Here is a 16248-nt window from a genome sequence, read left to right as displayed (position 1 = left end):
GATATGAGTAACAGACAAGGATTATCAGGATCGATAGCAGGAGCTTTTTTACAAAGTAAATTGTCTATTCTGCTTATGGTAGCCTTCCTGCTTGTTGGGATATTCAGCACCATGCTGATTCCCCGGGAAGAAGAACCTCAGATTGAAGTTCCGGTAGCAGATATATTTATCGGCATGCCCGGTGCTACTCCCCAGGAGATGGATTCGCGCGTGGTTGCTCCACTTGAAAAGATAATATCCAACATAAAAGGGGTCGAATATGTATACTCCAATGCCATGCACGACCAGGCCATGCTTACCGTACAGTTTTACGTAGGCGACAACCTGGAAAACTCACTGGTGTTGCTATACAACGAACTGATGAAGGGTATGGACAAAATGCCCGAAGGTGCCACCATGCCCCTTATTAAAACCCGTTCGATCGACGATGTGCCGGCTCTTTCTCTCACGTTGTGGAGCGAAAACTACAGCGACTATAGTCTGAAGCAACAGGCCGAAGTACTGCGCAGCGAACTTAAAAAGATACCGGACGTATCGTATGTAGACATTCTGGGCGGACGAAGCCGTCAGGTGAAGGTTACGGTGGATAAAGACAAGATGGCCGGCAATAACCTAGATTTCACATCGGTTGCCAATTACATCAAGGGATCCAACATACAGATGCAGGCAGGTAAGTTGTATGCCAACAACGAGATGTTTACGGTAGAGACGGGAAACTTCCTGCATTCGGCCGACGATGTGGCAAACCTCATTGTTGGGATGAACAACAATCAACCAGTCTACATGCACCAGATTGCCACCGTAGAGGAAGGTCCGGAGAATCCTTCGCAATACGTCTCCTTTGGATACGGCAAGATTGAATCCGGTAAATCGGAGCAATTCCCTTCGGATTACGAAGCGGTAACCCTTGCCATCTCCAAAAGACAGGGAACAGACGCCATGAAGTTGTCGGAAAAGATCCTGGAAAAGGTAGATCATCTTAAAACGGAGCTGATTCCATCCGACGTACAAGTTAGCGTAACGCGCAACTACGGCAATACAGCCTCACATAAAGTTGACGAGCTGTTGTTGCACCTGTTCGGCGCAATTATTGCGGTTACATTGTTTGTAATGACCGCCATGGGATGGCGCGGGGGACTGGTGGTATTTCTATCCGTACCGGTAACCTTTGCTCTTACACTGTTTGCCTACTACGCGATGGATTATACCCTCAACCGAATCACGTTATTCGCCCTCGTGTTTGTAACCGGGATTGTGGTGGACGACTCCATCATTATTGCCGAAAACATGCACAGGCACTTCAAGATGAAGCTGTTGCCCTTCCGTCAGGCTGCTCTGTTTGCCATAAACGAAGTGGGTAACCCAACCATTTTAGCAACCTTTACCGTTATTGCCGCCGTTCTGCCCATGGCATTCGTGTCGGGTTTAATGGGACCGTATATGAGTCCGATGCCCATCGGTGCCTCCATCGCCATGGCATTCTCGCTACTGGTTGCCTTAACCATCACCCCTTACCTGGGTTACCTGTTCTTACGTGAGAAGGATAAAAAGAGCTCCTTGTCTAACGAAGATAAAGTAGGTTCCGGCGTAGTGGTGGAAGAAAACAAGGAGCAGACCGAAGTACAACAAGGCAAAGTATACCGCCTCTATGAGAAGTTGGTATCACCCATGCTGGAATCCAGAAAACTGCGCTGGGGATTTATGATCGGCACAACTGTGTTGCTATTGATATCCATGTCGTTCTTCTACTTCAAGCTGGTACCTGTAAAGATGTTGCCTTTCGACAATAAGAATGAGTTTCAGGTGGTGATCGATATGCCCGAAGGAACATCGCTGGAGCAGACTGCAGCGGTAACCAAGGAAATAGCAGCCTTTATAGCAAATCAGGAGAATGTAACAGATTACCAGACCTATGTGGGTACATCGGCACCCATCAGCTTCAACGGGTTGATGCGTCACTACGACTTGCGTAAGGGAGATAATGTGGCAGACATCCAGGTAAACCTCACCGATAAAGGAGAGCGTTCTATCCAGAGTCACGACATAGCCAAGAAGATGCGTAAACCTATCCAGGACATCGCCCGCAAGTACAATGCCAATGCCAAAGTGGTGGAAGTTCCTCCCGGTCCCCCGGTATTATCTACCCTGGTAGCCGAGATTTACGGTCCGGATTACGAAACACAAATCCAGCTGGCCCGACAGGTAAAAGACATCTTTGCCAAAACCACCGATGTGGTGGATGTAGACTGGATGATGGAAGACGATCACGACCGTTACCGCTTTGAGGTTGATAAGGAAAAGGCTATGCAAAGAGGTGTAGTACCCGCTATGGTTACTGCCAATATCCGCGCAGCATTGTCCGGTATGCCCGTAGGTATAATGCACGATGCACAGGCAGAGAACCCGGTTAACATCGTACTGCAGCTTTCGGATATGGATAAAGCCAGCATTGAGGAGATAAAGAATATCAAGGTGATCAACCAGATGGGCCAACCGGTTGCCATTGGCGACATTGCCGTGGTAAAGAAGGAGTTGAAAGAAAAGAGCATTGCCCGTAAAAACCAGAAGCGGGTGGTGTACGTTACCGGAGATATGGCCGGAGCATTGGAAAGTCCGGTTTATGCCCTGATGAATATGAACAAGGAACTGGAAAAGGTGCAATTGCCCGAAGGATACAGTCTGACTGTACTGAACAGCGAACAGCCTGAAAACGAAACGGATTACTCCCTGAAATGGGACGGCGAATGGCAGATTACCTACGAAGTGTTCCGCGACCTGGGTATAGCCTTCCTGGTGGCCATCATCATTATCTACATGCTGATAGTGGGCTGGTTCCAAAGCTTCTCCTCTCCCATCGTGATGCTTGCAGCCATTCCCCTCTCGCTGATCGGTATCATATTGGGTCACTGGATTATGGGAGCATACTTCAGCGCCACCTCCATGATCGGGTTTATTGCTCTGGCCGGTGTGATGGTACGTAATTCGCTGCTGCTGATCGACTTTATAAACATTCGATTGAAGGAAGGTGTTCCTATCAAGCAGGCCATCATCGAATCGGGGGCTGTACGCAGCATACCCATTATCCTTACGGCCGGTACGGTGGTTATCGGTGCGATTGTGATACTGTTCGACCCCTTGTTCCAGGGACTGGCTATCTCGCTGATGGGAGGAACCATCACCTCTACGCTTCTAACGCTTGTGGTTGTTCCTTTGTTATATTATAAACTGGTACGTAACAAGTACGCCGATAACGAAAAAAAATAAACTGCATATGAAACTAATCGTGGTTATGTCGGTCGAGGATGTGAAAGATTCCATCCTCGCCATTCTTCAGAAAGCTTCCGTGCCGGTATTAAGCATGGTCGACACCAAAGGCATGAAGCCTGCCGTATCGCTTGCCTTTGCCGCCAGCTGGCTTGGAAAAGAAAAACAGATCTACAATTCGCTGCTTTACTTTTCGTTTACCGACGAAGAGAAGGCCAACCGGGTTGTCTCTCTTATCGATGAATACAACAACCAGGAAAAATGTATTTTTCCGGCTCATGCATTTGTATTGCCTGTGGAGAATTCATCTTTAAAATAAATGTATTAATTTTGTAAACAAAACGAATTGATATGGATACATTGTGCTTAATACGAGATATATACCGATCCATCGGAGATTTTGAAGCTAATTTTCAGCAGACACACGACCTTTGTCTAAACGAAGGGATGCTGTTGTGTACGTTGCAGAAAGGCAAGCTCTCTTCCGGCGAGATTGCCGCAGCCCTCGGACTCACCCATTCCAATGCCTCTAAGGTAATTAAATCGGTAGAAGATAAGGGGTTGGTAGACCGTGTACTGGGTGATAAGGATAAACGACAGATGTATTTCTCTCTTTCGGAAGAGGGAAAAAAACGGCTTTCGTCTATTAAATGCGACCGGGTGGAAATTCCGGAACTGCTTAAGAATGTCCTTCCCAAGGAATAAACAGAATAAAAAGAGGGTGAAAATCACCCTCTTTTTTTATGCTATACCAACGTAGCCCTTGCCTGGCGATCGGGATCGTTTTTCACTTCACACACATCGTTCAGCACCATCACTTCACCCTTTTCCGACGTAAACCGGGGCCATTGTGGCAAAGCTCCTCCGTTGGGGTCTCCCTTCTTCATAAAATTCAGCAGAGCATCCGCCATCTTTACAGATAATTTACGGGGACGGGCACCGCCGCCTGTATGGGTAAGCATCAAGTCTGTATTCTTGAACCAGAAGCAGATATCCAGACAGTGGAAGGCGCGCATACGGTTGTCGAACAACGGGGGCTCCCATCCGAACCAGGCCATATATACCGGTGCATTCTGCTTAAGCTTGGCTTCGGCCGTAGATACCGCACCCTGACGGGAAGAGATGATCAAAGCAAAGAGTTCGATGGGTTTTGCCTTGGGAAATGCTTTTGCATACGCATCTACAATAACCGGAGCTTTATCCCCTTTCATGGCTTTAATCCGTTCCAGCAGTCCGTCCATCGTCATCTTTTCTATCTCCGGATCGGTACGGCTTGGCGACCATTCGTGGAAGGTAGTGCATATCATCAACGGGATAGAAGATGAGAAGCTGGTGGGATCCGAATAAAAAATATCTGCTGGCAGGTGGAATCCATCGGCCACGGGAGCAAATCCGCCGCGCATCATACCGGATACACCGGTCTCCTTATTCAGGCGTGTCATTGCAGCATTGGCGATGGAGAGGTACTCGCGCCACGGAATGTTTTGAAGTTCGTCTATCTCCGCCCGTGTTACACCGGCTTCCTGCAGGATATATTCGCCCAGTTTGCGGGAGTAATCCTGACTTAAGGCCTTGGTTGTACTTCCGCTGAGGGCAACGCCCTTATGTACCAGTCCCTGTGCCTCGGGCATGGCCAGAACGGTGCATACTTTAGCTCCGCCGCCCGACTGACCGATTATGGTTACATTGCCGGGATCGCCGCCAAAGTTGGCTATGTTTTTATTGATCCATTTGAGGGATGCTATGATATCGAGCATACCTACATTGCCCGAATCCTTGTATTTCTCGCCACCAACAGCAGATAAATCGGAGAACCCGATAGGTCCCAGCCGGTGATTGATGGAGCAGAAAACAATGTTACCGTACTTGCTTATATTCCCGCCATGGTATCCGTCTTGTTCGATACCGTTACCGTTGGTATAACCTCCACCGTGCAACCATACCAGAACCGGGCGCTTGCCGGCATCGTTTATACCGGGCGTCCACACATTGATAGTGAGACAGTTCTCGCTTACATCGTCGTAATTCCAGTGATCGGCAAAGGTGCTGTAACTGTTGGGGAACCTGTTGTCCATAATCTGCGGAGCAGAGTTGCCATAGTATACGGCCGGCTTGATCCCCTCCCAGGGTTCCGGCTCTGCAGGGGGCATAAAGCGGTTCTTGCCCGACGTATCCGCGCCGTAAGGCATACCCAGAAAAGTATATACATCCCGCAGTATATAGCCCTTCACCTTTCCGTACACCGTATCGGCAATGGCTATATTGTCGCCTATAAACAATACCTGTTCGTCGTCTTCCTTCTGCTGGGAAGATAAAGAGGAGGCTTGAGAAACAAAAGGAACGGAACCTAATCCCAGCGCAGCAGTACCGGCTCCAACAGTCTTAAAGAATTTTCGTCTGTCTATTTTCATACCAATAAATATTAGATAAGGAGGGTATTAAATTAAAGGATCACAAATAAACAGGATAAAAATAGCAATTTTAGACATATAGGGTTTATTCTTAGCCTATTAGTTTAAAGAAACTTCCTAAAACAGCTATCTATTTGATTAAAATCAAGTCACCTCACTCAAAGGTATACGGGTATTCCGGCACGGATCTACAGTAAATAAAGCAATATTAAAGGGATTATAAAGCGGAAAGTATATACAATTAAGTCTGAAAGATACCGGGTTGGCGGCTTGCGCCCATGGGCCCGATCAAATGCCTCCATGGGCGCGTTTGAACGGGCCCATGGAGGCATTTGAGGAAACCTGCTATAAATAAGATTAAATTAAACGGGATTAAACCTTAGTCTTCATCTGAATGGGAGTTATAATCAGCCTATCTTCTATTCTTTCAGGTAGGCTGTCTCCACCTTCAACAGGCGGTTACGCAATTTATCGGCTTCGCTTTTGCGGATGCGGAGGGTCATCTCGCAGTTCATGTCGAACGACTGCGACAGCACCTCGGGGTTGTCTTCCTTTATGATACGCATGATTCCGTTCATAAAGGGATATTCAAACTGCACGGTAATCTCTTCGTCTACTGTACGCTCTTCTATCTCGGCAAGCGAAAGCGCCTCAGCCGCCGCTGCGCGGTAAGCGACAATCAGTCCCCCGGTACCCAGCTTGATTCCTCCGAAGTAGCGGATCACCACCACCAGAATATCGGTAAGTTCCAGCGAATTAATTTGTCCCAGGATAGGTTTGCCGGCAGTGCCCGAAGGTTCTCCGTCGTCATTGGCACGAAAGGTGGAGCGATCCGGTCCCAGCATGTAAGCCCAGCAAACATGGCGGGCGTCGTAATATTGTTTTCTAAACTTATCAACCTGTTCTTTTACCTCCTCTACGGTGCGAACCGGAACAGCATAGGCTATAAAGCGGCTTCGCTTCTCGGTATAGCAGCTATCCACCACTCCGGTAATCGTTTTATAGGTATCGTCTGCCATCATCAATCGGGTATTTTAGTCTGCTGTTCCTTCAAAAATGCGTGGAAATCATTCTTGATCTCTTGTACCTCTTCAATAAAATAGGGGTCTTTCACCTTATCTTTTACGGCTTCATAATACGCCTCGATGGCAGCCAGGGCACAAACATCCTGACCTCGAAGTACGAAGTAGGGTTCGTCCTTCTCCACACATTGCTTAATCATTACAATGGGATTCTTCATCTTCTGTATATTTCGGAATGTTTCGTTACTTTAATTTACTTTTAAGCTCTTCTTTCAGGAAGGGAGCCGTAAAGCTGTTGATTTCCGGCTGAATCATAGCTTCGGGAGTTCCGGCAAAAAGAAGCTGTCCCCCTCGCCTTCCCCCTTCGGGCCCCATGTCTATGATATAGTCGGCGCTCTTGATCACATCCAGGTTATGTTCGATTACAATGATCGTGTTGCCTTTGTCTACCAACTTATTAAGTACTCCCAGCAACACCCGGATGTCTTCAAAATGCAGACCGGTTGTAGGTTCGTCCAGTACGTACAGGGTTTTGCCCGTATCCCGCTTGGCAAGTTCGGTGGCCAGCTTCACACGCTGACTCTCGCCTCCCGACAAGGTGGTGGAGGGCTGTCCCAGCTTGATGTATCCCAATCCCACATCCTGCAGAACCTTGATCTTGTACAATATGGAAGGAATGTTTTCGAAGAATTCAACCGCCATATTGATAGTCATATCCAATATATCGGCTATGGATTTCCCCCTGAAACGCACCTCCAGTGTTTCGCGGTTGTAGCGTTTGCCGTGGCACTCCTCGCAGGGAACGAGCACATCCGGCAGGAAGTTCATCTCGATGGTCTTGTAACCGTTCCCTTTACAGGTCTCGCACCGGCCTCCCGATACGTTGAAGGAGAAGCGGCCGGGTTTGTATCCCCTTATCTTGGCTTCGGGCAGATCCACAAACAAACTGCGGATGTCCGAAAAGACACCCGTATAGGTTGCCGGATTGCTTCGGGGTGATCTGCCGATGGGCGACTGGTCTACGTTTACCACTTTATCTACATGCTCGATACCGTCGATGGAATCGTAGGGCAACGGATCTTCCAGCGAACGATAGAAATGCTGACTAAGTATGGGTTGCAGTGTGCGGTTTATCAGCGACGACTTACCGCTACCGGATACGCCGGTCACGCAGATCATGGTGCCCAGCGGGAAGGTTGCATCCACCTTTTTCAGGTTATTTCCGCGAGCTCCGTGTATGGTGATAAACTTACCGTTACCTTTGCGCCGCTCAACCGGAACGGCTATCTCCTGCAGTCCGTTAAGGTATGCCGCCGTTAGGGTGTTGGCTTGCAGCATCTCGGCGGGAGTTCCTGCAAATACTACCTCGCCACCCAGGCGTCCGGCCTTGGGACCCATATCGATAACATAGTCGGCTTCCAGCATCATGTCTTTATCGTGCTCTACCACTACTACCGAGTTGCCCGTATCCCGCAGTTGCTTGAGCGAGTTGATCAGGCGCACGTTATCGCGCTGATGTAGTCCGATACTGGGCTCGTCGAGGATATAGAGTACGTTTACAAGCTGACTCCCGATCTGGGTTGCCAGACGGATACGCTGACTCTCGCCTCCCGACAGCGAAGCGGATGCCCTGTTCATGGACAGGTAATCCAATCCCACATCCAGCATGAAGTTGAGGCGTGAACGGATCTCTTTCAAAATCTCGGTAGCTATCTGTTGTTGCTTGGAAGAGAGCTTGTTGTGCAGAGAATCCACCCACTCGCTTAATTCGGATATATCCAGTCCGGATATATCGGCTATGTTTTTACCTGCTATCTTATAATGCAGGGCTTCTTTGTTTAACCGCTGACCGTTACACTCGGGACAGGCAGACATCTTGATGAATTGTCCGGCCCACTTCTGGGCGGAAGCAGAGGCTTCGGATTCTTGCTGCATCAAGATATATTTGGATACGCCTTCGTAGGTAAGGAAATAGTTGGAGTTACCCAGCGACTCGTTCTTGATCTGCAGCCGTTCGTCGGTTCCGTTCAGTATTTCGTCCATCGCCTCTTCGGGAATGTCGCGGATCGGCGTCTTTACGGTCACCCCGTATTTGTCGCATATAGCTTCGATCTGCCAGAATATCAACGCATTCTTGTATTTACCCAAGGGAGCGATACCGCCCTGGTAGATAGTCTGACTGCTGTCCGGAACAATCTTTTCCATATCCAGCAGGTTTACCTCGCCCAACCCTTTGCACTTGTGACAAGCACCGTGGGGCGAGTTAAAAGAAAAATTATGGGGTGCGGGTTCGCCGTAAGATAATCCTGTAACAGGACACATCAGCCTTTTACTGAAATGGCGGGCTTCGTTGGTTTCGGCATCCAGCACCACCACCAATCCGTCGCCCTGTTTCATGGCTATACGGAGACTTTCCTTCAACCGCCGCTCGTCGGTTGCCGAAACTACCAGCTTATCAATCACCACTTCGATGTTATGGTTCTTGTAGCGGTCCAGTTTCATTCCGTGAAATATCTCCCTCAGCTCGCCGTCCACACGCACATTAAGGTAGCCCTTCTTGCGTATTTGCTCGAAAAGTTCCTTGTAGTGTCCTTTACGGCTGCGTACAACCGGTGCAAGCAGGTAGGTTTTCTTTCCGGCATAGCGGGTCAGGATCAGATCCAGAATCTGCTCTTCGGTGAACTTGACCATCTTCTCGCCCGATAAGTAGGAATAGGCTTCGCCCGCGCGGGCATAAAGCAGACGGAAAAAGTCGTATATCTCGGTAGTGGTACCCACCGTAGAGCGCGGATTCTTGTTGGTTGTTTTCTGCTCGATGGAGATAACCGGACTCAATCCGGAAATCTTATCCACATCCGGACGTTCCATGTTGCCCAGAAAGTTTCGGGCATAGGCCGAAAAGGTCTCCACATACCGGCGTTGACCTTCTGCAAAGATCGTATCAAACGCCAGGGATGATTTCCCGCTACCGCTCATACCGGTTATTACCGTAAGTTTGTTGCGCGGAATATCAACATCTATATTCTTTAAGTTGTGCACCCGGGCTCCTAAAACGGATATCAGGCCAGTCTCTACATGTTTCTTGTCACTCATTTTCTGTCAATTCAATGCTTGTAAATCCAGCTAAGCCAATACAATCAGATTTGTACGCTGCTTTAATCAATCACCCAACGGGAGTCGTGCACCTTTGTATTGGGCTTCTTGTAATACAGTTCGCTCTCTTTAGGAATCAGAATCTTGTATGTCTTTCCTGCGGTAGTAAGTTTACGGTCTCTCAACCATAAGTTGAACTGTTTCAAATCGGCATAGGTTACATTATGCTCTGCAGCAAAAGCAGCCAGATCCTCTATGTTTGACGAAACCTCCACCTCTTTGCATTCGATGGGTTTGTACAGGTTTTCGGCCTTCAACACAAATCCGTACTTGTATGGATTCTCAAATATCTGCTTGATAGCCATTATGCGGTAAACGTAGCGCGATGTCTCCTCCACCAACCACAGGTCGAAGGTTGACTCGGCATTCTGCTTAGACAATTCGCCGGATATACGACCCATGCCCCCATTATAGGAAGCCGCCACCGCAGCCCAGCTACCATACTTTTTGTAAGCCGACTTTATATACTTACAGGCCACCTCCGTAGCCTTTTCAATATGATAACGTTCGTCCACCTCCTTCTCTACCGTTAACCCGTATTGCTTGGCCGTTCCCGGCAAAAGCTGCCAGAAGCCTGCGGCATTAGCTCCGGAAAGAGCTCTAATATCCAGGTTACTCTCTATAACCGCCAGATACTTAAAGTCGTCCGGCACTCCATTTGCCTTTAAAATGGGCTCGATAACCGGGAAATAGCGGTTGGCTCTTTTAAAATGCAACATGGTTGTAGAGTGAAAGTAGATGAAACTGGTCAGCTCCCGGTCAAATCCCTCATGCATATTGTATCGGGTAAGATCAATCTTTTCACCACAAAACATGACTTCGTCGGGAATCTCGGGCGACGAAGTCATCGACGCCACCAAGGGTTTCTCTTTTTTTGCCTTTTCCGAATCAGACGAACCTAACGATAAACAAGCTGTAAGACATATAATTCCGCTCACAACCAAACCAACAATCTTTTGTAATCTATTCATTCTGCACATTTTTTGAACGAAGGATGTTGATGTCGCCTTTCCGTTTGTATGACACACCATCAGATCCTTCGGCCTCTATAATATAAAAGTAAACTCCGGGAGGGACATATTTTCCTCCCTTTTTGCCGTCCCATCCCTGTGATGGATCGGTCCATGTAAATAATTCCACCCCCCAACGGTTGAAAATCGTTCCCTTAAAGCGGACAAGCGATTTGTACGCCACCCTGAACTCGTCGTTTACACCCGGAGATGTACCGGGAGAAAAGGCGTTGGGTATCTCCAGCGACGACTCAACTATTTTAATATCCCGCGAGAAAGATTGATCTGTACAGGATAAGCTGCGGTTACTTACCTCCAGTTCGGCAACGTATTCGCCAAATTTATCGAAGGTGTAAACCAGTTCTTCACCGGTAAATCGGACCAGCAACTTTTCCGGACCATCCTCTTTCCTGTATATTTTCCATATATATTGAGCTGCCACCGGGTCGTTGGCAACGGCTTTAAATCTGATATCCACCGGAGCAGAGCCACCTAAGTCGGCCGCTTCATAACTAACAACGTTCGGGGCGTCACTGTTCAATTTATCGGCGAAGCCGTGAACTTCTATTGCCACTGCCTGATAAAGGGACGAAGCAATACTTTTTTCTATCCCAAAATGGCGGGCAAACAAGTCCCCCGCAATGCGGACATCGGTATCGCACAGGGGTGCATCCAGGGTTTGTCCCGAAGGATTGCCATCAACCACCTTTTTTATCTCTTTTTGAGAGAATAATGCCGTAGATTCGGTCCATTCCAGGGTCTTATAGGTTACCTCAAACTGCCGTTTCAATTCGGTCAGTATTCCATTGGGGGTATGATACATCAACTTCTCCATGGCCATATCGCCCGAGAGTTTCAGATAAGCACAGGGATCGGGTTGTTCTGATAAATCAAGACTCCGTAGTTCCACCGGATACCGGCTGTAATCTATTACCCATACATACCGGGCTAACTCGCCGGCTACTTCTGCAAAGTAACCGTATCCCTCTTCCGGGTTGGAAACGACTGATACATTCCCTTGCTGTGTAGCTGCCACAGGCTCGGCATTCAATGCGCTGTTCTTATACCTGTACCATTTGTGGGGAAGCGAAGAGGTGGAGGTATAACGGATTTCCGACTGCCCCATTCCGTTGAGCAGATACACCTGAAGTCTGTTATAGGTATCATCCTTGGCCAACAGCGGAACTCCGCGACCGCCAGACACACTATATTGTGCCTGCAAACCAAATCCCAGCAACAGCAAGCAGCAAATAAAATGAACTTTTATGCACATTCTCTGAATCATACTCCTCCTAATTAGCATCCAAAATTAGTATTTTATACCGACATACGCTACCATTGCACCGAATAATCCGAAAAATTATATGGCGCCGACTTTATATCAGAAGCCTGCCCGAAAGGGATAAATCTGAAATTCTTATCCCATAATATCCCGGTGGATTCGGCCTTAGATAAACTATTCTTAACATAGAAACGGAATTTGATCCAATTTCTGATTCCAAAACATCAAATATTGTATATATAATACATTGATTTTGTAATTATGAAACGTTTATTAATTAAATTGAAGCTATTTTTGCTTTACATATTCGTACGCAGAAGTTGAAGGTATCCTGCTAAAAGAAACAACCACACGTACCTTTATTTGCAACATTGGAAATGAATTAACGACACTATGGGATGGCAATAATTTTTCACTAATTTAATATCTTTTATATGATGAGAAAATTTAATTTTATGCTTTTGATGCTTGCATCGGTCTATACTTTGGGATCGTGCTCTTCAAACAACGATGACCCTGTTTCAACTAATCCCTTCGACAACATCACTGAGAGTAGCAACAAAGAACGGGATAAGATTGTTATTATCAGCGATTTGCATCTGGGCAACGATTTAACATACTCTGAGAACGTAAAACACCTGAAACGGTTAGAGGAATTTCTGGGTGAGGTACGATCGTCCGGCACAGTCAAAGAGCTTGTAATTGGTGGTGATATGTTCGACGAATGGTACATCCCAACCAGATTAGATTCTTATCCCAATGGTTCGCAGGCCGACTTTATCAAAAAATCTGTCAAGGCTAACCAGGGGGTATTCGACCTGCTGAATGGTATCATCAAGGATGGAAAGATAAAGCTGACGTACGTTCCGGGGAATCACGACATGGGTTTTACTCCCGAAAATGTTAACCTGGCGTTACCCGGAGTGAATCAGGCGCGCGACCCAAAAGATAAGTTTGGCATTGGTACATATCGTCCCGACGACTATCCGCAAATCGCCATCGAACATGGACACCGGTACGATTTCTTCAACGCTATAGCTCCCAAAGCTAATGAAGCGGAAGCACCAGGTGCCACTTTGCCTCCCGGCTACTTCTTCGCCCGTATCGCTGCCAACTCCTTTACAGACCCAACTACCAAGGAAGCTGCAACTAAAGTGCCGGAGGTAAAACTTCAAGACCCAAGCAATCCGGAACAGTATAGTAAAAATGTTTATTACACATTATGGCAGTATGTTTTGGGAGAGCTTATCTTCGTAAAAGATAATTTCAGCGAACCAATCATAAAAACCAATGTGGGTAATTTCACAAAAACCTATTCGATTAATGATATTTTGCCAACAAACAATCCGGCAGATGGCAGCATCCAAATGAAACTGTACAATAATTTATTCACTCAAGCCAATTGGGATGCGCGTACTAAGTACAACAATGTACCTTTTCCAACAAACATCAATACGGCGATAGCTGGTAGTTTGAATACAGAATTTCTCGATGATCAATCAGATGTACAGTACTTTAAGAACCCAACATCCAATACCCGTATCGTGGTTTTCGGTCACACGCACAAACCCATGATTAAAACTTTCACGAACGTGTTGGGGCAAGAGTGTATCTATGCCAATTCCGGAACCTGGGAAGATCAGAAGACACGCGACAAGAATGCAGCGATTGATCAGGATAACCTGAAGATGGACTTTGTTGTAATTTCACCAGTTAAGTCGGATAGCAAGAAACTTCAGGTATCACTGCTTAAATACCATGGGGGAAAACATGTACCGGTAGATAGCAAATCATTGGATCTGTAATATCAACTGCCGTCACACGACAATCCATGTTTGAAACAAGACTATCCACCCCGGAGCTCTTACTATATGTATGAGTATCTGCTTCGGGAGGGATAGTCAGTCTTTAATATTAAATACCGGACCTTCATCCATTATATCGGAACGAATATCTGGCTAATGTATTCTTACGCATTGCCGGCAGTGATTTCTTTTATATGAATGCAATCCTATCATAGAAGCCCTTTCTTTTCTGCCTGCTGGTATCTCATCCTCAATTACAGAAACTTCATCTATATCCAATAAGTAGTTTGAATCAATATTACCAATGGCAGGAATATGGGTTCAGGGCTATTAATTTGTGATTGCACAAATTGGTTAATTTCAACTATGACTCTCCATTATTCCGCTCCTTCCATTTTTCTTTTTATCTTTGCATCAAATAATCCAATCAGTATATGAATAAGATTAGCACATATATCATCGCTTTAATCCTGGCAATCGGCTGCTCAGCTGTTCAGGCTCAAAACAACAAAACAACAGCTATCATAACCCACGAAAGAGACAGCAACCTATTTTACCATACTATCCAGCGGGGGGAAACGGTTTACTCCATTGCTACAATGTATGGTGTAAAGGTAAACGACATCTATAAACTGAATCCGGAGAGTAAGGAAGGAATTAAGGTGGGATTCAAATTAATGATTCCGCAACTTACACCTGACGCTACGGGTAAATCCAACGGCGCAGCCAATTACTTGTTTCATACGATAAAAGCGAAAGAGACCCTTTATTCGGTATCGAGGTTATACACGGTTCCTGCCGATCAGATTGCAGATGCCAACCCCGGCTTATCTGCCGAAACCTTCTCAATCGGTAAAACCATACGTATTCCACGCAATCCGCACGAAGAACCTTCGGTGGAACAGGTGCAGACTGTTACAAAGGATGTACCTTATACTATCCAGAAAAAGGAAACTTTGTTTAGGATAAGCAAAAAGTTCGATGTATCCTCTACCGAACTTATCAAGCGTAATCCATCGCTGAAAGATGGAGTAAAGGCAGGGGCTGTAATCTATATCCCGGTAAAGGAGGAGCAAAAGGTACTTGTGTCGACCGAAATTACGGACGAAAAAGAGGTAAACGCATTGCTATCTCGTAAAAAAGATTCTAAGAAACTTCCGGTGGTGAATGTATCCCTGTTGTTGCCGTTTATGACAGAAGAGGCTTATCCTTCGTCAAACACATCAAGGTTTATAGAATATTATGAAGGATTCCTGCTGGCGGTTGACAGTATGCGAAACCAGGGCTGCTCTATCAACCTGTCGGTTTTCGATACTGGAAACGGTACAGAGAAGATTAATGATATATTAAAGAATCCGGCGGTGAAGGAGGCCGACCTTCTGATCGGTGCTGTTCAGAACGAACAAATACATCCTGTGGCTAAGTTTGCGGAAAAGAACAAAATAAGATATGTCATTCCATTCACCTCCAAAAACGACGATGTGCTATCCAACCCCTATGTGTTTCAGGTAAACACCCCTCAATCCTATCTGTATTCGAAAGCTGCACAGGCTGGATGCGAGCTGTTTAAGAATTACAATATCATTATTCTGAAGGTTAATGATCCGCAGGACGATAAGAAAGAGTTTATACAGGAATTAAAAACCGAACTGAAACAGAAGAAGGTTAGCTACAAGGAATACACATACAATGCGGAGACATTTGCTACAGAGATTGAATCGCAGTTTGTGACGGACAAACCCAATGTGATTATTCCTACATCGGGAACACTCAACGCATTGAATAAGATTAAGACTCCCTTGGTTACCATTTCCTCCAACAGGCCCGATTACCAGCTCACCTTGTTCGGATATCCGGAATGGCAGACCTACACACGCGATTGCCTGGAAGAGTTTTATGCATTGAATACCTATATATACAGCAACTTCTATGCAGACAATCTAAGCGACGGAGTAAAGAACTTTTATCAGAAGTATAAAACATGGTTCAGCAAGAACCCGATCAATACATTCCCTAAATACGGTATGCTTGGATTTGATACCGGAATGTATTTCTTCAAAGGGGTGTGGACCTATGGCTCGAATATGGAGAATAACCTGAAGAGAACAGGACATAACAGTATTCAGACCGGATTCAACTTTGAGAGGGTAAACAACTGGGGTGGATTTATCAATACCAACCTGTTTATTGTCCGTTACAATAAAGACTTTACCATCTCGCGCATACAATTAAACGAATTATAAACGTCCCTATACAACGTATATACAGGTAATGAATACGATTAGCTTGAAAAGAAGATTT

The 16248-nt window shown here is 46.3% G+C and carries 11 protein-coding genes; 5 read left to right on the top strand and 6 right to left on the bottom strand.

The window, feature by feature from the left end:
• Positions 1-3: 3 nt before the first annotated feature.
• Genes F5613_RS08265 through F5613_RS08255 form a run of 3 tightly spaced genes read left to right on the top strand, consistent with a single transcriptional unit; the run spans position 4 to position 3969 of the window.
• The gene (locus F5613_RS08265; protein WP_179399388.1) at positions 4-3264 is read left to right on the top strand and encodes an efflux RND transporter permease subunit; all 3261 of its coding nucleotides are present in this window, start codon (positions 4-6) and stop codon (positions 3262-3264) included.
• 7 nt (positions 3265-3271) lie between these two features.
• On the top strand, positions 3272-3583 hold the full coding sequence (locus F5613_RS08260) for a hypothetical protein (protein WP_079681994.1): 312 nt from the start codon (positions 3272-3274) through the stop codon (positions 3581-3583).
• A 32-nt stretch (positions 3584-3615) separates the two neighbouring features.
• Positions 3616-3969, top strand: coding sequence for a winged helix DNA-binding protein (locus F5613_RS08255; RefSeq protein WP_068178024.1), 354 nt, complete (start codon positions 3616-3618; stop codon positions 3967-3969).
• Positions 3970-4010: 41 nt separating this feature from the next.
• On the opposite strand, the gene F5613_RS08250 is transcribed toward F5613_RS08255, so the two are convergent.
• The 6 genes from F5613_RS08250 to F5613_RS08225 form a co-directional block, all read right to left on the bottom strand.
• Positions 4011-5675 (bottom strand): carboxylesterase/lipase family protein, encoded by a 1665-nt coding sequence (locus F5613_RS08250; RefSeq protein ID WP_179399387.1) that lies wholly within the window; start codon positions 5673-5675, stop codon positions 4011-4013.
• 419 nt (positions 5676-6094) lie between these two features.
• Positions 6095-6694 carry an IMPACT family protein gene (locus F5613_RS08245; RefSeq protein ID WP_068178841.1) on the bottom strand — a complete coding sequence of 200 codons (600 nt, stop codon included), beginning with the start codon at positions 6692-6694 and terminating at the stop codon, positions 6095-6097.
• A gap of 2 nt (positions 6695-6696) precedes the next feature.
• Entirely contained in the window at positions 6697-6915 is a 219-nt protein-coding gene (locus tag F5613_RS08240; protein ID WP_179399386.1) for a hypothetical protein, read from the bottom strand.
• A gap of 25 nt (positions 6916-6940) precedes the next feature.
• Entirely contained in the window at positions 6941-9790 is a 2850-nt protein-coding gene (gene uvrA / locus F5613_RS08235; protein WP_179399385.1) for an excinuclease ABC subunit UvrA, read from the bottom strand.
• A 62-nt stretch (positions 9791-9852) separates the two neighbouring features.
• On the bottom strand, positions 9853-10830 hold the full coding sequence (locus F5613_RS08230) for a lytic transglycosylase domain-containing protein (protein WP_394353446.1): 978 nt from the start codon (positions 10828-10830) through the stop codon (positions 9853-9855).
• Positions 10814-12145 (bottom strand): gliding motility-associated C-terminal domain-containing protein, encoded by a 1332-nt coding sequence (locus tag F5613_RS08225; RefSeq protein WP_246303378.1) that lies wholly within the window; start codon positions 12143-12145, stop codon positions 10814-10816. Before F5613_RS08225 ends, F5613_RS08230 begins: the two co-directional genes overlap by 17 nt.
• A 431-nt stretch (positions 12146-12576) precedes the next feature.
• Between F5613_RS08225 and F5613_RS08220 the strand changes: the two genes are divergently transcribed.
• Together F5613_RS08220 and F5613_RS08215 are read left to right on the top strand one after the other, a co-directional pair.
• Positions 12577-13947: a metallophosphoesterase gene (locus tag F5613_RS08220; RefSeq protein WP_246303377.1), complete on the top strand. Its 1371-nt coding sequence runs from the start codon at positions 12577-12579 to the stop codon at positions 13945-13947.
• A gap of 434 nt (positions 13948-14381) precedes the next feature.
• Positions 14382-16190, top strand: a complete 1809-nt coding sequence (locus tag F5613_RS08215; RefSeq protein ID WP_179399383.1) for a PBP1 and LysM peptidoglycan-binding domain-containing protein — start codon at positions 14382-14384, stop codon at positions 16188-16190.
• The last annotated feature ends 58 nt before the right edge of the window (positions 16191-16248 follow it).

The organism is Macellibacteroides fermentans (assembly GCF_013409575.1).
In the GTDB taxonomy this organism is placed as follows: Bacteria; Bacteroidota; Bacteroidia; order Bacteroidales; family Tannerellaceae; genus Macellibacteroides; species Macellibacteroides fermentans.
The sequence above is the reverse complement of the archived record's forward strand: the minus strand, read 5'-3'. Positions and strand labels throughout refer to the sequence as shown.

What these genes read in the sequence shown, in the direction of transcription:
- F5613_RS08265 (WP_179399388.1), top strand. Translation starts at nt 4, where the DNA reads ATGAGTAACAGACAAGGATTATCAGGATCGATAGCAGGAGCTTTTTTA.
- F5613_RS08260 (WP_079681994.1), top strand. Translation starts at nt 3,272, where the DNA reads ATGAAACTAATCGTGGTTATGTCGGTCGAGGATGTGAAAGATTCCATC.
- F5613_RS08255 (WP_068178024.1), top strand. Translation starts at nt 3,616, where the DNA reads ATGGATACATTGTGCTTAATACGAGATATATACCGATCCATCGGAGAT.
- F5613_RS08250 (WP_179399387.1), bottom strand. Translation starts at nt 5,675, where the DNA reads ATGAAAATAGACAGACGAAAATTCTTTAAGACTGTTGGAGCCGGTACT.
- F5613_RS08245 (WP_068178841.1), bottom strand. Translation starts at nt 6,694, where the DNA reads ATGGCAGACGATACCTATAAAACGATTACCGGAGTGGTGGATAGCTGC.
- F5613_RS08240 (WP_179399386.1), bottom strand. Translation starts at nt 6,915, where the DNA reads ATGAAGAATCCCATTGTAATGATTAAGCAATGTGTGGAGAAGGACGAA.
- uvrA (WP_179399385.1), bottom strand. Translation starts at nt 9,790, where the DNA reads ATGAGTGACAAGAAACATGTAGAGACTGGCCTGATATCCGTTTTAGGA.
- F5613_RS08230 (WP_394353446.1), bottom strand. Translation starts at nt 10,830, where the DNA reads ATGTGCAGAATGAATAGATTACAAAAGATTGTTGGTTTGGTTGTGAGC.
- F5613_RS08225 (WP_246303378.1), bottom strand. Translation starts at nt 12,145, where the DNA reads ATGATTCAGAGAATGTGCATAAAAGTTCATTTTATTTGCTGCTTGCTG.
- F5613_RS08220 (WP_246303377.1), top strand. Translation starts at nt 12,577, where the DNA reads ATGATGAGAAAATTTAATTTTATGCTTTTGATGCTTGCATCGGTCTAT.
- F5613_RS08215 (WP_179399383.1), top strand. Translation starts at nt 14,382, where the DNA reads ATGAATAAGATTAGCACATATATCATCGCTTTAATCCTGGCAATCGGC.